The sequence below is a fragment of the Algoriphagus sp. TR-M9 genome (assembly GCF_027594545.1).
Classification (GTDB): Bacteria; Bacteroidota; Bacteroidia; order Cytophagales; family Cyclobacteriaceae; genus Algoriphagus; species Algoriphagus halophytocola.
In genome coordinates this window covers 2449667-2467182 of record NZ_CP115160.1, presented here as the reverse complement: position 1 = coordinate 2467182, position 17516 = coordinate 2449667, and the positions used below count along the sequence as shown (strand labels likewise).

The following is a 17516-nucleotide window of genomic DNA, read 5'->3' as shown; positions in this document are numbered from 1 at the left end:
GGTGGAAATTATGAGAAATATTAGATAAAAGTAAAAATTATTGCTCTAATGTCCGACTGACCACTCCCTGCTGTTGACTTTCGTCTGTGGACCGTGGACATTTTTATATAAAAGACATTAAAAATCCCGATATACAATGGTCTAATAACTAGGCACTACTTACTTTAGAAAATGAATTACCCTATTTACCTAGATTACAATGCTACCACTCCTTGCGCTGCAGAAGTGATTGAAGCGATGATTCCTTGGTTTGGAGCGCATTTCGGGAATGCAGCAAGTAAGTCACATGCTTACGGTTGGGTGGCTGAAAATGCTGTTGAGGAAGCGCGAGAGCAAATTGCAAACTTAATAGGCGCGCAGCCCAAGGAAATCATTTTTACCTCGGGAGCTACCGAAGGTATCAACTTGGCCATCAAAGGCGTTTTTGATTTGTTTCCGGGAGAAAAGCAGCATTATATCACTTGTCAAACCGAGCATAAAGCAGTACTCGATGCCCTTCAATCACTGGAAGAAAGAGGGATAGAAGTCACTTACTTGCCTGTGGATAAAGAGGGGAATATTAGCATTGAAGAACTTCGAGCCAGCATACTTCCGCACACCAAAATGATCTGCCTGATGTGGGCCAATAATGAAACAGGCGTAATTCATCCGGTAGAGGAGATTTCCAAACTCGCTGAGGAAAGAAATCTTATCTTTTTCTCAGATGCTGTCCAAGCTGCGGGAAAAATTCCGCTAACTCTTCAGGGCATACATTTAATGGCGATTTCCGCGCATAAGTTTTATGGTCCTAAGGGTGTGGGGGCACTTTTTATCCGGCATAATCATACTCTGCCAAAGCCTATTGCCCAGATTCATGGGGGAGGGCATGAAAAAGGCTTTCGATCCGGGACCTTAAATGTGCCTGGGATAGTAGGGATGGGAAGAGCCGCAGTGCTTAGAAAATCGGAAATGAAAATAGAATCCCAGCGACTGCAAGAATTACGGGATCTTTTGGAAATGAGACTTCTGGCTATTTCGGACACACGTTTGAATGGGGGGAAGCATAGACTTACTCATGTGAGTAATATTGCCTTTGGTGGCGTGGAAGGTGAAGAGCTTTTGAAAAAAGTCTGCCAGAAAATAGCCGTAAGCTCTGGCTCCGCCTGTACGAGTATTTCCCCAAAACCCTCTCATGTGCTTCAGGCTATGGGATTAGCTACTGATCTGGGAAGAGCTTCTATACGCTTCAGTTTGGGAAGAAATACCACTGAGAAGGATGTACTGGATGCGGCTGAGTGGGTCGAAGAGGTGGTGAAGGACTTGCGGTAGGTTAGAGGCTGCGCTTAGTGACTTTCCAAATTACAAATTCAAATCTCTCAAGTCCTCCTCGGTATCTATATCCACCTTTCCTTTGGGAAAAGAAACGTACTCCATATCATCTTCATGTGCCAAAGCGAGTTTTTTGGCGCCCTCGTCACCGCTAAGCTGCATCAACTCCTTTAAATATGCTTTTCCGAAAAGTATGGGAACTCCAAAGGTTTTAGAATACTTACAGGACACTATGCCTTTTTCGCTTTCCTTCTGCGCTTCGATTAGCTTGTTCAGAAGCTTGGAATCCACAAAAGGTTGGTCACAGAGCATGATGATCACCTGATCGGGCTTGTCAAATTTCAGCATGTATTCCAGCCCGATTTTGATACTGGAAGACATGCCTTTTTGAAAGTTTGGGTTGGGAATGTTAGGAATACTGGCTCCAGAAAAGGTCTTCTTAATTTCGTCCCGGTTTGCTCCCAAAACCACCACTCTTTTCTCTGCATTTGCTCCGTTGGCGGCATCTATCGCCAGTTGCAGTAGGGTTTTACCCTTGTATTGCGCGATTTGCTTGGGGTAGCCCAGTCGGGTGGATTCTCCTGCAGCAAGTATGATTATTCCTGTTTTCATGTGTTTATCATTGTATTAAAATGGCCAGAACCTATCTGGTGACGAAGGGAACGGGATGGAATCTTGCACCATGGGTAATCATCCCCCTTGTGTAGTTCCCAACATCCTCGATTTATCGGTCTTCTTCGTGTATGGGGCCGTCCTTTTGCCGCAGAAAGCTACCACTCTTTCCGGCAAAAACAGCTTTTATTTCTGCCAAAATCGAGAGGGCGATTTCTTCAGACCCTTCCGCTCCTATATCCAAACCCATGGGAGAGTAGATACTGCCTTGATTCACAGGTATTCCCTGAGCGTTCAGTCTTTCCAGCATCTTTTCAGATTTCTTTTTAGGTCCCAGAATTCCTATATAATGCAGATTTTTTGATGCCAAATCTTTCAAAACCAAGGCTTCATACTCGAAATTATGGGTCATAAGCAAGGCAGCGGTATAGGCATCTGTCTGTACATGCTTGACTACTTCATCACCAGAACCTGTGATAATTTCATGGGCTGTAGGAAATCTACCTGGGTTAGCCAGGTTTTTTCTTCCGTCAATCAGTATCAATTCTAAGCCAAGTAAGTCCGCCATCTTCGCCAATGGAAGGGTGTCATTACCGGCCCCAAAAAGTAAAACCCGAATTGCAGGGCGTATGGATTCTATAAAAACCTGAATCCCGTCCAGTTCCGGATAGCTTCGGATGATATGCTGGCTACTTTTGGTATGGTTGATTTCCTGCTCTATACTTGCCCAAAGTTCAATAGCCAACTTTTCCTTTGCTTCGTAAATCCGATTTTCCTTTAACAGCACCTTAGTTCCGATCTGCTCCTGTTTGGAATATTTTACAGAAAAAACGGTGATTAGCCTACAAAATACTCTGTCCTTTAGGGCTATTTTCAGTAATTCAATTGGGTTTATAGTATTTTGATAATCAATAGGTTCTATTAATACGTGGATAATTCCATTGCAGCCTAAACCCACTCCGAATTTTTGGTCATCCTCGTCTGTGGTATCGTAGGTGACGAGCATGGATTTTTGCTGAAATATCACCGTTTGGGCTTTGCGAAGCGCATCTCCTTCCAAGCATCCTCCACTGATGGCTCCAGTAAGTTCCCCACTTGCACTTACAAGCATTCTTGCTCCGGGTCGGCGATAGGCAGACCCATCCACCTGCACCACAGTCGCCAGAGCAGTTTGTGTATTTTGAGTTTTATAGGATTCGTAGGCTCGAATAATAGCTTGAAACTCCTTCATGTACTGATTTTAACAAAATGGATGAATGAACCTGCGGAAGATAAGTCCCTGATCCAATTATTTCAAACCGCTGGTCCTTAAACCCCGGTAAGGTTTGAAATTTGTAAGAAATTAAATGGCAAGTTGTCCAATGTCTGCATTCTAAAACCAAAGTCGAACCTATTTTCCTAAATGCGTATATGTTCAGGTTTTTGACAAAGCGTGCTGATAGATCAGTGAAAATTACCAAAATTTGAAGCAATTAAATCATACGCTACTCCATGCAAATCCCTAGTCTCGCCCAGCTCAAAAAAGACCTCAGTTACCTCAGTGAAAAGGAATTGATAGAATTGCTGGCAGATCTGAGCAAATTTAGTCGGGACAACAAGTCTTATTTGTTTTTCAAACTCAGAGAAAAGTCTGATCCTGGACTCTACCTGGAAATGGTTCAGGAGGAACTGGAGGCTGATTTCCAAACTGCTAGAGCAGATCATTATTATTATGCCAAGAAAGCTGCGCAAAAGCTGAGGCGAAAGATGAATAAGCTCCTGAAGCTATCCAAGGTCAAAACAGATCAAATAGAGCTGCTTTTATTTTTCTGCGAAAAGCTGCGGGAATATGGGTTTATGCGACATAGAAATCAGGTTCTCGATAATATGTATCAAATGCAGCTAAGCAAGGCTGCCACACTAATTTCAGGGCTTCATGAAGATCTACAGTTTGACTATGAGGGCCGGTTGGAGGAACTAATCCCGTAGAAATTTGTCAGGCGGTTTGTGTGGAAAGCATACAAAGGATAATTTGTAGGTATCAAACCTATACCCAATCTAAAACCTAATGCATGAACACCTGTATGAAGTATCTTTTTGTTTTGCCTTTTATGCTTACTTTTTTAGTGCACGGACAAACTTCTCCACCTGATCATTCAACTGAACTCTGGCAAGGCAAACAAGCAGCAGTAGTGCTGACCTACGATGATGCGCTCAATGTGCACCTGGACCATGTGGTGCCAGATCTGGAAGCCCGTGGACTGAAGGGGACCTTTTACTTGTCAGCGTTTTTCCCGGGTAGTAAAAACCGCATCCAAGATTGGAAAAAAGCAGGAGCTCTGGGGCATGAGCTGGGCAATCATACGCTTTATCATCCTTGTGATGCTTCACTGCCGGGTAGGGAATGGGTGTCTCCGGATAATGATTTGCATCAATACACTACGGATCAGATCTTAAAGGAAATAAGAATGACCAATGTATTTTTGGAATCCTTGGACGGTCAGAAGGAACGGACTTTTGCTTATACCTGTGGGGACACTGCCACTGGGGAAGGTTCATTTGTAGCAGCTATCCAAGATGATTTTGTGGCTTCCAGAGGAGTGCGGGGAGCGATGAATAGAATAGGAAATATCAACCTTAGCAATGTAGACAGCTATGGGATCAATGGACAAACCGGTGAAGAACTGATTGCTTTGGTCAAAGAAGCTCAGGAAAAACAAGCCTTAATTACCTTTCTTTTTCATGGGGTAGGAGGAGAACATAGCCTGAACGTCTCACTGGAAGCTCATCGCGAACTCCTGGATTATTTGGAAGCCAATAAGGATTTGATTTGGACGACGACCATGCTAGAAGCAGCCAGGCATGTAAAAGAGCATCAGCAATAAATCTCACTAAACCCTTTAACCTATGAAAACCAACGCAATTCTTGTCTCACTGCTTTTTGGAATCACTGGAGTAGCTTTGGGGCAAAGCTCCAAAATAGACAGCACAAAATACCCCACGCCGGTCACTTTTACCAATCAGCAGGATCACCAAAATATGCAGCAGCAATTGGGTATAAAAGTACTGAGACCAGGGCCCAGTGGTGACGAGTCCGCCCCGAATGCCGCGAATTATGATGAGGCACTGGCGAATCCTTGTCCGGAACTGCCGGATATCTTGACTACCAATGACGGGAGTGAGGTTACCTCAGCGGAAATGTGGTGGGAAACCAGAAGGCCTGAACTTGTGGATGCCTTGGAGCGGGAAGTTTATGGCAAGCTTCCTGAAAATATCCCGGATGTAAACTGGGAGGTGAAAATCACTGATCGAGAATTTGTAGCTAGGACACCGGTAATTGCGAAGCAAATCATAGGACACGTGGACAATAGTTCCTATCCACTGATCAATGTGGATATCAATATGATGTTAGTAATACCTGCCAATGCCAAGGGACCGGTACCTGTGTTGATGATGTTTGGCAGACCCTCATTTCCGGCTCCGGCACAGCCAAATGGGGAGGATATGGAAATTTTGAATTCCTCTTTTAAGGAAATGATGATCAAACATGACCCTTCCCTTCAGGCATTGTTTGATAAATATCCGGCGTATAATCCTGTGACCAGGCTTCCAGGTCCCAATTTCTTTGCACCACCTGTAAATGGGGATTCCCCGTCTACTGAGCAGCTTTTGGCTGCTGGATGGGGGTATGTGACCTTGGATCCCAGTAGTATTCAGGCTGATAACCATGCCGGGATCACGCGTGGGATTATAGGTTTGGTGAACAAGGGGCAGCCCAGGTCTCCGGAAGATTGGGGAGCCTTACGTGCCTGGGCATGGGGAGCAGCCCGTGCTTTGGATTATTTGGAGACTGAGCCTATGGTGGACTCCAAAAAAGTGGGAATCGAAGGAGTGTCCAGGTATGGTAAAGCTGCTTTGGTGACCATGGCGTTTGAGCCAAGGTTTGCCACCGCATTGATTGGCTCCTCCGGAAAAGGGGGGACTACTTTGCATAGAAGAGTTTTTGGAGAGGCTGTAGAAAGTTTGACAGGGGGAGAAAACTATTGGATGGCAGGGAATTACATGAAATATGGTGCAGAGGAATCAGTTTTTGGCAAGATGACAGGTTGTGATTTGCCCGTGGATTCCCATGATATGCTGGCCCTTTGTGCACCTAGACCCGTATTTGTGAGTTATGGTATCCCCGAGAGAGGTGATGCCAAGTGGCTGGATCAGAAGGGAAGCTATATGGCGGTGGTAGCGGCCGGCGTAGCCTACAAGCTTTTGGGAGCTCAGGATCTGGGTGTGAGCAATGATTACATGAAAGAGGAGATGCCCCCATTCAATACAGCTATGCTGGGTGGAGACTTGGCGTGGAGGCAGCACGATGGAGGACATACGGATGGTCCTAATATACAGCACTTTATCCCCTGGGCCAATCGGGTTTTAGGTGTGGGGAAATAAGGATTTCAGAGCCCTGCAATTTTGACCGAATTGCAGGGCTAAGTCTTTGTGAAGAAAATGACAAAGCGTTACATGTTTTAAACAGAAAAACATATAAACGGAATGATGTCAGTACCCTAATTCCCTTTTTCATTAAAGGACGGGAGACTGAAAACTAAAAAGACCCAATACTATAAACCTCTGTATTCTATTTGATTTAGTCATCTTACTGACAGAAAAGCGTATATGCCTATAGAATAATGGGAACTACCACGAGGTTATTGAAGGTGTCCGAAATGGCTTGAGCAGCATACGAAGTAAATCCAGCGGTTATGGAAAAGGAATGTAAGCGTAGGAAAAGTTGAGTCTTATGGAATTTTGATCTTTGACTTTTAGCCGCATTAATTAAAGGGTAGAGCCGTAAAATGTATTGTAAGAGATAGGTTGTCAGATGATTAAGTTTTTTTGTATATTTCTTTTTTTAAGGATTTTTCAATTTAGCGCATCGATAATATGACAGGTTTAGCAGTTTTAGACATTTTTATCAGTTTGGTTTTTGTTTACCTTCTTTACAGTCTATTAGCCATGACTGTGATAGAGGCGATTACTTCTACTTTCAGCTCAAGGGCAAAAAATCTGATTACAGGTATAGATAGATTGCTAGCGGATGACCAGCAGTCCAAGCGGATCAATCACACCATGTTAAATCTATTTTGGGTAGATACTATTAATCCGTTGACAAAGGCTTTTTATGCGCATCCTTCTATCAAATATTTAGGGCACAAAGGGCTTAATTCTAAACCTTCATATATCGCTAAAGACCGGTTTGCAAGTACTTTGGTGGACTTATTGAAAAAAGGTAAATACCTAGATGATGTAGATAACATTGCAGCTACATTAGAACTCATCCCAAAGTTTGACCATACTGAGCTAGAGTCAAAAATAGAGATTCTTGAAAAGGATTTATTGGACTTGAAGCAGTCAGAGTCACCTGATAAATTTGAAATAGAGGCCTTAGTAGATGAGATTGATCATTTGAGATCAGACTTATACAAACGTACCAGTTCGGATTTTGAGTGGGAAATAGACGGCTTATCCATAGGTACGGAAACCAGATACCAACTTAATTTGCTTTGGGCGGAGGCCGCAAACGATATAGAAAAATTCAAAGCATTGATAGAAAACTGGTATGATGACCAGATGGACAGGATCACAGGCTGGTTTAAACGTAAACTCAGGTTTTTTACCTTTGTCATTGGGCTTTTGCTCGCATTTTTATTTCAAGTGGATACTATAGAGTTAGCTGAGAAACTTACTGTAAATGAAGAGTTAAGAGAACTATACGTGGAGGGTGCTAAGGAATTTATTGCTAAGAACCCGCAGGGAATAGATTCGGCAGGTGCTATAAATACCAAGGATTTTATAGCTCAATTTGATACCCTGCTAAAGGCGCACAGCCAAACCTTAAGTACCAGAAAATCAACTACGGATATATCAATACCGTGGTTTGATACAGAGAATTCTCGTAAAATATTGCAATGGCTGGGCTTTTTGATCACTGCATTTGCTATTTCACTTGGTGCTCCATTTTGGTTTGATATGCTAAACAAACTGATGAAAGTTCGGAATTCAATCCAGATTCCCGCTACTCAAAAAGGGAGTGCAGCTCAAGAAGAAATCGAAGATACTACCAAAACTATTGGGTGATGAGTTCATACATAGGATTAGTAACTGCCCAAGTAAATGCTCGAAGGGATTTTCCAGATGTGAATTCTAAAAAGCTTAAAGTATTGAGGAAAAATACTGAAGTGGTGATTTCTCATGCTGTAAAAGGGGAACGCTATATGGATTCCGATATTTGGTATGTGTTGGAGAATAATTGTTTTGTATGGAGTGGTGCCATAAGTACCAGTAGGGACATTCCTTTGATAGAAAAGAGTATTATTGTTACTGCCGATGACATTGGCGTGGTAGAAGAAATAGATATTGGAGCTAAGCTTGCCTTGTACCATGGTTATATCAACTCTTTGGCCGTATTTGTAAATAGACCTAATGATCCAGAAGGAGAGTATTTAAAGGGTTTTGCTGATTCATTAAAAAAACATAAGCGGAGAGGATCTTCCATCAGTCTGTATCAAAGTAGCCATATTGGTTTGCACTTTACGATCACCAGTGGAAAGCCAGTGGCAGATGTTTCAGAAGTGAGGAGCCTAGTAGACTCAGATGGGTTTTTTAGAAGGTTCCATAAGTTTAATATCGACTATGAGGACTCCAACCTGATTGAACAAATCAAAATTGAATTTGATGCACAGTATGAAAGGTTTAAACGTGTTTTTGGACGTGAACCAGATCATTTGACCTCGCATCATGATGTTCATACTTTTAATAAGCCTTTGTTTTACTATTTCCACAAGTGGTCATTAATGCGTGGTATTCCTATTAGAACCCATAAATTTTTGCCATCCAGCAAGAGGTTTTTATATGATCTTTTAGCTGTATCACCCCTTCAGTTAGATTTGCCTTCAATTGATAGCATGAATGTATGGGAAAATGAAATCAGAAAGGAAGGATCTGGAGCACCTGATCATACTTTTGTGGGACATTATGGGCCAGTACCACTTTTTGGGATTTTATGTTATCGTTGGGCTGTGAAGAGGAAACATAGGAGGTTGAGAAAGTGGATGAAGGAATTTTTAACAACTAAGGATTCCAAGGGAGAAATTCTAATTCACCTGATGAAATCTAAATATAAAGATCAGAGAGATTTTAAGAGAGCATATGCTTATCTTGAAGCAGAGTATCCGGGTGTGGAAATAAAGTATTTTGATGGAAGAGTAGCTGAATATAAGTCTTTGGAGGAGTACCAACCTTGGGACTCCTTGAATTCTTTTAATTTAGCTCAAGTTCGGGTGAAATTGGTCTGAATTTGTATTTAAATTATTTCATTCCTGTTCACTTTGGATGACAAATTGAGTAGAGAAAATTGAAGAATTATGGTCCAAACCATAGAAATAAGTTATAGCTAAAATTTAAATGTATGACTACTATCAATCCATACCTGACCTTTGAGGGCAACTGTGAGAATGCCTTTAATTTCTATAGAGCTGTTTTTGGTGGGGAATTCACCTTTTTAGGTAGATTTTCAGATATGCCGGAAGATCCGAATTACCCGGTCTCTGATGAGGCCAGAAATCAGATTATGCATGTTTCCTTGCCCATAGGCGGAGACACCATCCTGATGGGTAGTGACACCGGAGGACATGATTCGGGCAATTTTAATGTGGGGAATAATATATCCCTCTCCATCACAGCCGACTCTAAGGAAAAGGCCGATGAGTTTTTTTCCAAGCTGTCCTCAGAAGGAAAGGTAAGCATGGAAATGAGCTCCACTTTCTGGGGAGATTACTTTGGGATGTGTACGGATAGATTTGGGATCAACTGGATGATCAGCTTTAGAGAAGAGGAGTCGGCTTCCGAATAATTCCTACAGCTTAAAGCCTTACAAAGTACAGAGCTTCTAAGAATTGTTTTACTTTTGGACTTTCAAATAGGACCAAAAAGCAGAACCATGAGCAACAATGACATTCTCCGCAGTTTGCGATACACTTTTGATTTCAATGATTTTCAAATGATTGATATCTTCAAGCTGGCAGGGGAATCAGTGGAGCGCGATTTGGTGGCCAACTGGCTCAAAAGAGATGATGATCCGGAGTTTGAAGAAATTTACGATAGGGAACTGGCCACATTTCTCAATGGGTTTATTATTCTGAAACGGGGCAAAAAGGACGGTCCATTACCCGTAGCTGAGAAAAAGCTTAATAATAATATTGTGCTGCGAAAGCTGAAAATTGCCTTGAATCTCAAAGATGAGGATATGCTTGAGGTGCTCAAGTCTGCTGGCAAGGAAATCAGTAAGCATGAGCTCAGCGCTTTTTTCAGAAAACCAACGCAAAGTCAATTTAGGCCCTGCAAGGATCAAATTCTGAGAAATTTCCTACAAGGGCTGCAGATCAATGTGCGCCCTTCCTGATATTCAGTCTTCCTCAACTATTTCCTTTACTCTTCCCACCTCTCCGCTGTCCAGCATGACTTTGATTCCATGGGGATGCTCAGGGGAGGAGGTTAGGATTTTTTTGACAAAGCCTTCTGTCAGTTCTCCACTTCGCTGATGGTGCTTCTGCACTATGGAGACTTCTGATCCTATCTTGATATTACTTCTCTTGGTTCCTGATAGCATGTGCTTACATTTTTTTCAAAAATAAAGGAATAAACCAAGAATTCATTGCTGGACTTTTGAGCATTTGCAACTATTAGGACAGATCCCAAATATCCTTGTACTCAATTATTCCTCTACGCTACGCTATAAAAAAACCTCCTGAGAAAGTCAGAAGGTTTTTTGATGGGGAAATCATAAAAGGAAGGAAGAAAAAGTACCAAACAGTCCTTCCTTTAAAAATCGTGTCTTTGAAAAAGGAATAGCAAAAGTTGTTTATCACCCAAGACAAATCTACTGAAAAGATTCAAAAGAAAAACAATCTTTTAATTATTCTTATTTAAATAAATATTAATTTTTCCTGATTTAGAATTAATATTCCTTGAAAATCAATAATTCCCCCGTTTACGGCTTATTTGGCTATTTTGTCATAGCTGGCGATTACACCTCGAACCATGGCTGAGCTAAAGCCCTGGTGTTCCATTTCATTCAGTCCTACTATGGTGCAGCCTTTGGGAGTAGTCACCTTGTCTATGGCAGCTTCTGGATGCATGTTTTTTTGGATCATCAGTTCTGCAGCTCCCTTTACGGTTTGGTTAACAATTTTGCTCGCCGTCACTGAATCGAAACCAATCTGAATGCCGCCCTGAATCATAGCCCTCATGAATCTCAGCACATAAGCTATGCCGCAGGCGCCCAAAACCGTGGCAGCCTCCATCAGATTTTCCTCAATGGGAATGGTGAATCCTATCGCGTCAAAGAGGTGGCTTACGGTATTTACTTGTTCCGAACTTGCATTATTGGAGCATATACAGGTCACTGACTCCTGAATATCCGCTGCGATATTTGGCATGGCTCTGAAGGCTACTGCATCATCTGAAAGTACGCCATACATTTCCGCTAAGCTCACGCCAGTGGCCAGAGAGATAATGATTTTACTGGAATCCAAGCCTGGTTTGATTTCATTCAAAATGGGGCTGATGTTATAGGGCTTCACTCCCAGTATGACCAGGTCTGCCTCCTTTGCAGCTTGTATATTATCGCTGTGGACCTGCACGCCCTGTGCAGCAAAATCAGCAAGACTGGCTGTTTGTCTTTTCGTCAGAATCAGGTTTTTAGGATCAAAATCTGCCTTTTTCAGCAAGCCATTGGCTATTGATGCACCTAGATTTCCGCAGCCTATGATGGCGATTTTTTGATTTGAAAGCATAGAAAAGTTAATTGAATTAGGTTTTTGTTGATTAAAGGTACGCAAATCACCTGTTTTTATAGAAAATATGAAATTAAAGCAGGGGTATGTTTTCTAATTCCAATTTTTATACTTCATAAGTTTGAATAGAATATTTGACATAAAGTAAACTTTGTTTTACATTTGGTAAAAACTATTTGACTTATGGATAAGAAATCAATTCTACACGTCCCATTACTTTCACCCTCCTGGAAGAAGCTGGCCTATGTGCTTTTTCCACTTCCGGTATTGTTGGTTTTGGGGCTTGCCTTTGTAAATCCTGACATGGATACAAATGAGGTTCCTCAGATTATTTATGGATTTTGGGGAATTGCTTTTGGGATATTGAATCTGGTGCGGGAGCCAGAGGAGGATGAAATGATCAAATCCTTCCGACTTCAGGCCTTTCAGACCGGTGCATATTGGTTGATCTGGGGGATGGCTGCACTTATGATTATCAATTACCTCCGTTTTCAAAGGTTTACACCAGAGATTTTCACAGCCTATCTCGTTCTGTTTTTGCTCAATGTGTACATCTACGGTGCATTTCAGTATCAGAAATTCATGGCTTCTAAAAATTAAACTATTACCACTATGTTATCCAAAATCTTATTACCTCATTACTGGCAGAGGATAGGATGGATTTTATTCCTTCCCTCTGCCGCACTGGCATTTTATGCCATGTCTGCCGAGTTTGAATTCTCATGGCTTCAGATCGATGGAGTACGGGAAACTGGGCTTTTCGAAAGCGCAGATGAAAACCTTACCAATGAAGTGGCTATTATCAGTCTGTTTCTTAGTTTGTTTTTTATAGCATTTTCCAAGGAAAAATTAGAGGATGAGTACATTCAGAAAATCAGGCTGGACTCCATTCTTTTCGCTTGCTACGGATATTTTCTATTAAATGTAATAGGAGCTCTGCTGTTTTATGGAGTGGACTACCTTTCGTTTATGATGTTCAATATGTTCTCCATTCCGGTTCTTTTTGTACTGCGCTTCAGGTGGGTGATGTTTCGTCAGCGCAATTCTCTTTCACTGACCTTATGAAGAATAGTATAAAAGTAGAGCGTGCCCGTCACAATATGACCCAGCAGGATTTAGCTGAAAGTGTGGGAGTATCCCGGCAGACCATCAACAGTATAGAGGCTGGCAAGTATGTGCCATCCACAGTTTTGGCACTTAAAATAGCCCGAAGGTTTCAGATAGCTCTAGAGGAGATTTTCCAATTGGAAGAAAATGATTAGTCCCGGGCTTTATCAGTAATCAAAAAGCCGATGATTGTTTTATAATCATCGGCTTTTTGATTTGGGATCAGACTCGTTAGTTACTGCTGATTATGCTTACTTTCCCTTCTACCGGTTTTACAAGATCTCCTGCTTTCAGGTCTTTGCTGACGATAAAGTAAGGGCCGGAGATGATTTCCTCTCCCTCTTGCAAGCCTTCCAGTACTTCTATGTTTTGGAAGTCGGAGATACCTGTTTTGATTTCCTTGATTTTGGCTCTGCCACCATCATTTACAAATACCAATTCTTTTGATCGGGTCCCCCCTGTGGCCAAGGTGTCTACTTTGCTCTCCCGAGTAGTGACTGCAGCTAGAGGCACGGAAAGTGCATTGGACTTGGAGTTGGTGATGATTTCCACGGAGGCAGTCATACCTGGTCTGAAGGGGTATTTTTTACCTTCGTCGACTAGGTCTTGGTAGGAATCGTTCAGGATTCTGATTTTCACTTTGAATTCCGTAACTGCATCTGCAGAAGCTTTGGTGTTTGCAGTATTGGCAATGCTGGTGACAATTCCCTTAAAGGTTTTTCCGGTGTAAGCATAGGCATCCACATCTATGATAGTGGTGTCTCCTAAGCTAAGACGGACGATATCGTTTTCATTAACATCCACACGAACTTCCATTTTCGAAAGGTCTGCTATGGTCAGCATTTCAGTACCGGCCATTTGCTGGGTTCCTACCACACGCTCGCCTTGCTCTACCAGCAGGTTTGATACGATTCCGCTTACCGGGGAATATACATTGGTCAGTCGCAGGTTTTCCTCGGCCTCGCTTACAGAAGCTTGAGAACTTTTGACTACATATTCAGAAGCCAACACGCTTTGTTTAGCAGCTTCCAGGTCCTTTTCCGAACCTATGTAATCTGCTCTGGCCTGCTCAAAATCTGCATCAGAAATGGCCTTTTGCTCATATAGGGTTTTCTGTCTGTTGAAGTTGAGTTCTGCTTGGGTAAACTGAGCTTCAGCACGCTGCAAAGATGCCCTGGATTGAGCCAGATTTGCCTGCTGCTGGTTAAAGTTTGCCTTGGTTCTATCCAGTGCAGAGATGAAATTATCCGGACGGATTTTAACCAGAAGCTTTCCAGCCGCCACCGAATCGCCTTCCTCTACATTCAGTTCTATAATTTCTCCAGCTACATCAGGGCTTAGGTTCACTTCTACTTCAGGCTGGATTTCACCTGATGCACTTACTTTTTCTATAATGGAGTTTTTGGAAACCTTGGCTACTTCCACTTCAGTTTCGCTGGCTCCGCCTACCCAGCCGGCGTTTTTGGCTATTACAGCGAAGATGATTAAAACTACAATTCCCCCCAGGAGGTAATACAATAGTTTGTTTGATTTTTTATTGGCCATGTTTAGTTAAGATTAATGGGGTTACCCAGGTAAAAATCAAGTACTTTTACTCTGAAAATATAGGTGTATTTATCATAAACGAGTTGGGACTGAGCCGAAAACAGGTTGTTTTGGGCTACTTGAAAGTCCACAGAATTAATAGCGCCCAGCTCAAATCTCTGCTTGGCAATTCTAAAGGACTCCTCCAGACTTTCTATTCTGCTTAGGGATGCTTGGTAGGATTGCTCGGAAGCCAGTGCATTGGTAAATGCCGTCTCTATATCCTGTCTCAGTTGGTTTTTCGCTTCAAGCTCGGCTACTTCTGCGAGTCGCTTTTGCACATTGGCTCTTTGCACATTGGCTTTGTTACTCAACCTGGAGAAAATAGGGATGCTCAACTGAATCCCCACAGACTGGGAGAAGTTAAAGTCTAGCTGATCAGCAAATTTCTCCTCGTAAATATCCACATAGTTTGTACCCAAATTTGCACCTATTCCCAGAGTAGGATAGTAGCCGGCTTTGGCCAACTTAATGTCATACTCGGCACTTTGTACGCCTAGGGCCGCTGCCTTGATTTCAGGCATGGTTTCCAGTGCAGTACTGTAAATCGTAGATGAAGACTCAGAAATCATAAAGGTATCATCCACAGAAAGCTCTGGTCTTTGGATTTGAAAATCTGGGGTATATGGGATCTGTAGAGACTGGGCCAACGTTAACATGGAGTTGTTTAGTGTAGCCTTGGCATTGATCAGGTCCACATTGTTGGTGGCCAGCTGGGATTGTAGATCCAGTTGGTCGGAGTAGGGGAGAGACCCGGCTTCCACCAGTTTGATGGTTCTGTCCAGCTGTTCCTGCGTGGTTTTAAGCTGGTTCTCTGCGATCTTGACCTGCTCCTGATTGAACACCACGTTGATGTAATTGTTGATTACATTCAGGGTAATGGTGTTTTTGGTAGATTCTATGTTGTACAGGCCCTGTTCCAATAAGGTCTTGGTCTGTTTGATGGTATTATTGATCCTGCCTGCGTTGAAGATCGTAGCGTTGGAAGAAGCATTCAGGTTGATGTTCCCTATTCGTTGCGTTTCAAACAAGTTGGTCGCCGGGTTAATAGATCTACCCCAGTTGAAGTTGGTAGAACCTCCGGCCGTTAAACTTGGATATCTTGCTCCTTGGTTTTGGAGCAAAGTGGCTTCGTTTGATAGTTGGTTCAATTCGCTTCTTTTCAGCGTCAGGTTATTTTCCAAAGCTATAGAAACGGCTGTCTCCAAGTCTAGCGGACCTGTAGGTGTAACGGTTTCTTGAGCAAAACTGGAAAAACCTAATCCGGCTAAAAAAGCTAAACTCAGTAAAGTTTTTTTCATTTGATTAAAATAGTTTTCAGCGGTAATCTCAAAGCGCTAGTAGATTGATTTGGATTCTCTAGGCTTCTTCGATATCATGGTTTTATTATAGGTCTATATCTGGGATATAAATTAATTCTGAAATCCATGGTAAGGATTTCAAATAGGTTAAAGTAATCTCATTGATCCCAGAGTCCATCTCAATGACATGGCAAGCTAAGTCATTTTTGCCTTTTCTGGACACGGACATCGTGGCAATATTAGCTTTTTCCTGTGCGATCACACTGGAAATAAATGCAATGGCTCCAGAAATATCCTTGGCTTTGATAATTAAGGTGTGATTTTGGGCAGAAAAGTTGGCTACAAAACCATCTACTTCAGAAATATTGATCACACCACCTCCTAGGCTTTCACCTTCCACCAGCACAGTTTGTTCCCCCTTTCGAAGCAACATTTTTATAGTATTGGGATGATGAATGGATGAATTACCTATGGATTTAAATTTATAAGAAAATCCATTCTCCTCAGCGATGTCCAGGGCATTTTTTATCCTGGGGTCATCAGTTTTAAAGTCCATTAACCCTCCGATGATAGCCCGGTCACTGCCATGCCCTTCATAGGTGCGGGCAAAGGAATTATAAAAGGTAATCTCAGCATGGTCTGGGATACCACCCAGCACTCGTATGGCTGCTCTGGCTATTCTGACTACCCCTGCGGTATGCGAAGAAGATGGCCCGATCATCACAGGTCCTATCATATCAAAAACACTACTTTTATTTGCCATCTGGCTTATTATGTTCCAATTTTGGTGCTAAGGTAAAATTGATGTGAAGAAATCCTGATAAAAATGCGAAATATTGCCTTCTGTCTGGATGCATCAAGGCTAACTTGACATATTTTAACGAGACTATGCTTCTGACAAATTCAAATTATGATCGATTACGAACACTTTTATGATCGAAAATGAAACATTTCTGATAAAACAGGGTAAAAGTCAGCTTTGGAGTTCGCCTAATTCTGATTTCTTATTCAATAGAGCAGGTAATTTTGGGGATGGACTTTTCGAAACTATGATTGCTGTAGATGGAAAGATCCGCTTTTTTGACAAGCACCTGCAACGTCTGTCTGAAGGCATGGCTTTACTCGGACTGGATTCATGCTGTATTGACCCGGATGAGCTTTCCCAACTCATCGCAAGTAAATCTTTGGGTCAAGTGCTTCGCCTTAGATGGAATGTGTTCCGGGCCGGTGCAGGCAAATACACTCCGGAGAGTAGTACCCTTATTCAGCAACTCATTATATCTGCCCACCAGTCTGGCCCTGCAGTGAAAAACAAAGTGGCCATAGCCAAGACCATGTGCCTGTACCCCACAGTTTGGTCAGCATGCAAAACACTCAACGCCATGCCATATGTACTAGCCAATAAAGAACGCAGGGAAAGAGGGCTGGATGAAATTATTTTAATGGATTACCGTGGCTTTGTAAGTGAAGCAGGGTCATCCAATATTTTCTGGAGAAAAGAGGATGAGTTTTTTACCCCGGCTTTGGCTTGCTCCTGTATCAACGGGGTGAGTAGAAGGGTGATTTTTGAAGCCTTTTTGAAGAAAAAAATAATCCTGCATGAAGGTGAATTTACCTTGGATGAATTGCTACTGGCAGATCAGGTATTTGTGACTAATTGTACGGGAATCAGTTACTTGTCTGAGCTGGATGAAAAGAAATTTGAAATCAGCCCCATAGCAGAACTGGAGGAGCTTTTTCAGATTTTTTGATTTCATTCTAGAATTATATGCTCCTTATG

19 protein-coding genes are annotated in these 17516 nt (G+C 42.3%); 12 read left to right on the top strand and 7 right to left on the bottom strand.

The window, feature by feature from the left end; all coding sequences use genetic code 11:
• Window positions 1-171 precede the first annotated feature (171 nt).
• Entirely contained in the window at window positions 172-1308 is a 1137-nt protein-coding gene (locus PBT90_RS10640; RefSeq protein WP_264810517.1) for a cysteine desulfurase family protein, read from the top strand.
• A 30-nt stretch (window positions 1309-1338) separates the two neighbouring features.
• Here the strand turns inward: PBT90_RS10640 and PBT90_RS10635 are convergent, their stop codons facing one another.
• Complete coding sequence (locus tag PBT90_RS10635) at window positions 1339-1920, bottom strand: nucleotidyltransferase family protein (RefSeq protein ID WP_264810516.1); 582 nt, start codon at window positions 1918-1920, stop codon at window positions 1339-1341.
• 112 nt (window positions 1921-2032) lie between these two features.
• On the bottom strand, window positions 2033-3151 hold the full coding sequence (locus PBT90_RS10630; protein WP_270128935.1) for an XdhC family protein: 1119 nt from the start codon (window positions 3149-3151) through the stop codon (window positions 2033-2035).
• A 260-nt stretch (window positions 3152-3411) separates the two neighbouring features.
• Between PBT90_RS10630 and PBT90_RS10625 the strand changes: the two genes are divergently transcribed.
• From PBT90_RS10625 to PBT90_RS10595, 7 genes are all read left to right on the top strand, one after another.
• Window positions 3412-3888 carry a hypothetical protein gene (locus tag PBT90_RS10625; RefSeq protein WP_270128930.1) on the top strand — a complete coding sequence of 159 codons (477 nt, stop codon included), beginning with the start codon at window positions 3412-3414 and terminating at the stop codon, window positions 3886-3888.
• 83 nt (window positions 3889-3971) lie between these two features.
• Window positions 3972-4784, top strand: coding sequence for a polysaccharide deacetylase family protein (locus tag PBT90_RS10620; RefSeq protein ID WP_270128925.1), 813 nt, complete (start codon window positions 3972-3974; stop codon window positions 4782-4784).
• 22 nt (window positions 4785-4806) lie between these two features.
• Window positions 4807-6342, top strand: coding sequence for a glucuronyl esterase domain-containing protein (locus PBT90_RS10615; protein WP_270128921.1), 1536 nt, complete (start codon window positions 4807-4809; stop codon window positions 6340-6342).
• A 492-nt stretch (window positions 6343-6834) separates the two neighbouring features.
• Window positions 6835-8028 (top strand): hypothetical protein, encoded by a 1194-nt coding sequence (locus tag PBT90_RS10610; protein ID WP_270128917.1) that lies wholly within the window; start codon window positions 6835-6837, stop codon window positions 8026-8028.
• Window positions 8029-8087: 59 nt separating this feature from the next.
• Window positions 8088-9245, top strand: coding sequence for a ChbG/HpnK family deacetylase (locus PBT90_RS10605; protein WP_270128914.1), 1158 nt, complete (start codon window positions 8088-8090; stop codon window positions 9243-9245).
• 113 nt (window positions 9246-9358) lie between these two features.
• Window positions 9359-9802 (top strand): VOC family protein, encoded by a 444-nt coding sequence (locus PBT90_RS10600; protein WP_270128909.1) that lies wholly within the window; start codon window positions 9359-9361, stop codon window positions 9800-9802.
• Window positions 9803-9889: 87 nt separating this feature from the next.
• Window positions 9890-10351: a YehS family protein gene (locus PBT90_RS10595; RefSeq protein ID WP_264810505.1), complete on the top strand. Its 462-nt coding sequence runs from the start codon at window positions 9890-9892 to the stop codon at window positions 10349-10351.
• A 3-nt stretch (window positions 10352-10354) separates the two neighbouring features.
• Here PBT90_RS10595 and PBT90_RS10590 read toward each other — a convergent pair whose 3' ends face one another.
• Entirely contained in the window at window positions 10355-10558 is a 204-nt protein-coding gene (locus PBT90_RS10590) for a YwbE family protein (RefSeq protein WP_264810504.1), read from the bottom strand.
• Between the two features lie 388 nt (window positions 10559-10946).
• Entirely contained in the window at window positions 10947-11744 is a 798-nt protein-coding gene (gene proC / locus PBT90_RS10585; RefSeq protein WP_264810503.1) for a pyrroline-5-carboxylate reductase, read from the bottom strand.
• 183 nt (window positions 11745-11927) lie between these two features.
• On the opposite strand from proC, the gene PBT90_RS10580 reads away from it, so the two are divergent.
• The 3 genes from PBT90_RS10580 to PBT90_RS10570 are packed head-to-tail and all read left to right on the top strand — an operon-like array spanning window position 11928 to window position 13006.
• Window positions 11928-12344, top strand: coding sequence for a hypothetical protein (locus PBT90_RS10580; RefSeq protein WP_264810501.1), 417 nt, complete (start codon window positions 11928-11930; stop codon window positions 12342-12344).
• Between the two features lie 12 nt (window positions 12345-12356).
• Window positions 12357-12809 carry a hypothetical protein gene (locus PBT90_RS10575; RefSeq protein WP_264810499.1) on the top strand — a complete coding sequence of 151 codons (453 nt, stop codon included), beginning with the start codon at window positions 12357-12359 and terminating at the stop codon, window positions 12807-12809.
• Window positions 12806-13006 carry a helix-turn-helix transcriptional regulator gene (locus PBT90_RS10570; protein WP_264810498.1) on the top strand — a complete coding sequence of 67 codons (201 nt, stop codon included), beginning with the start codon at window positions 12806-12808 and terminating at the stop codon, window positions 13004-13006. The genes PBT90_RS10575 and PBT90_RS10570 overlap by 4 nt, the downstream gene beginning before the upstream one ends.
• Before the next feature lie 76 nt (window positions 13007-13082).
• Here the strand turns inward: PBT90_RS10570 and PBT90_RS10565 are convergent, their stop codons facing one another.
• The 3 genes from PBT90_RS10565 to sdaAB all read right to left on the bottom strand — a co-directional run bounded on the left by PBT90_RS10565 (window position 13083) and on the right by sdaAB (window position 16499).
• On the bottom strand, window positions 13083-14396 hold the full coding sequence (locus PBT90_RS10565; protein ID WP_270128891.1) for an efflux RND transporter periplasmic adaptor subunit: 1314 nt from the start codon (window positions 14394-14396) through the stop codon (window positions 13083-13085).
• A gap of 2 nt (window positions 14397-14398) precedes the next feature.
• A complete protein-coding gene (locus PBT90_RS10560) occupies window positions 14399-15736 on the bottom strand; it encodes a TolC family protein (protein ID WP_264810495.1) in 1338 nt (445 codons plus the stop codon).
• Window positions 15737-15821: 85 nt separating this feature from the next.
• The gene (gene sdaAB / locus PBT90_RS10555; RefSeq protein WP_264810493.1) at window positions 15822-16499 is read right to left on the bottom strand and encodes an L-serine ammonia-lyase, iron-sulfur-dependent subunit beta; all 678 of its coding nucleotides are present in this window, start codon (window positions 16497-16499) and stop codon (window positions 15822-15824) included.
• Between the two features lie 169 nt (window positions 16500-16668).
• Between sdaAB and PBT90_RS10550 the strand changes: the two genes are divergently transcribed.
• Window positions 16669-17487, top strand: a complete 819-nt coding sequence (locus PBT90_RS10550; protein WP_264810492.1) for an aminotransferase class IV — start codon at window positions 16669-16671, stop codon at window positions 17485-17487.
• The last annotated feature ends 29 nt before the right edge of the window (window positions 17488-17516 follow it).

Coding starts and splice junctions, on each gene's coding strand:
- PBT90_RS10575 (WP_264810499.1), top strand. CDS start 12,357: ATGTTATCCAAAATCTTATTACCTCATTACTGGCAGAGGATAGGATGG.
- PBT90_RS10550 (WP_264810492.1), top strand. CDS start 16,669: ATGATCGAAAATGAAACATTTCTGATAAAACAGGGTAAAAGTCAGCTT.
- PBT90_RS10580 (WP_264810501.1), top strand. CDS start 11,928: ATGGATAAGAAATCAATTCTACACGTCCCATTACTTTCACCCTCCTGG.
- sdaAB (WP_264810493.1), bottom strand. CDS start 16,499: ATGGCAAATAAAAGTAGTGTTTTTGATATGATAGGACCTGTGATGATC.
- PBT90_RS10615 (WP_270128921.1), top strand. CDS start 4,807: ATGAAAACCAACGCAATTCTTGTCTCACTGCTTTTTGGAATCACTGGA.
- PBT90_RS10610 (WP_270128917.1), top strand. CDS start 6,835: ATGACAGGTTTAGCAGTTTTAGACATTTTTATCAGTTTGGTTTTTGTT.
- PBT90_RS10595 (WP_264810505.1), top strand. CDS start 9,890: ATGAGCAACAATGACATTCTCCGCAGTTTGCGATACACTTTTGATTTC.
- proC (WP_264810503.1), bottom strand. CDS start 11,744: ATGCTTTCAAATCAAAAAATCGCCATCATAGGCTGCGGAAATCTAGGT.
- PBT90_RS10560 (WP_264810495.1), bottom strand. CDS start 15,736: ATGAAAAAAACTTTACTGAGTTTAGCTTTTTTAGCCGGATTAGGTTTT.
- PBT90_RS10620 (WP_270128925.1), top strand. CDS start 3,972: ATGAACACCTGTATGAAGTATCTTTTTGTTTTGCCTTTTATGCTTACT.
- PBT90_RS10565 (WP_270128891.1), bottom strand. CDS start 14,396: ATGGCCAATAAAAAATCAAACAAACTATTGTATTACCTCCTGGGGGGA.
- PBT90_RS10600 (WP_270128909.1), top strand. CDS start 9,359: ATGACTACTATCAATCCATACCTGACCTTTGAGGGCAACTGTGAGAAT.
- PBT90_RS10630 (WP_270128935.1), bottom strand. CDS start 3,151: ATGAAGGAGTTTCAAGCTATTATTCGAGCCTACGAATCCTATAAAACT.
- PBT90_RS10590 (WP_264810504.1), bottom strand. CDS start 10,558: ATGCTATCAGGAACCAAGAGAAGTAATATCAAGATAGGATCAGAAGTC.
- PBT90_RS10635 (WP_264810516.1), bottom strand. CDS start 1,920: ATGAAAACAGGAATAATCATACTTGCTGCAGGAGAATCCACCCGACTG.
- PBT90_RS10570 (WP_264810498.1), top strand. CDS start 12,806: ATGAAGAATAGTATAAAAGTAGAGCGTGCCCGTCACAATATGACCCAG.
- PBT90_RS10625 (WP_270128930.1), top strand. CDS start 3,412: ATGCAAATCCCTAGTCTCGCCCAGCTCAAAAAAGACCTCAGTTACCTC.
- PBT90_RS10640 (WP_264810517.1), top strand. CDS start 172: ATGAATTACCCTATTTACCTAGATTACAATGCTACCACTCCTTGCGCT.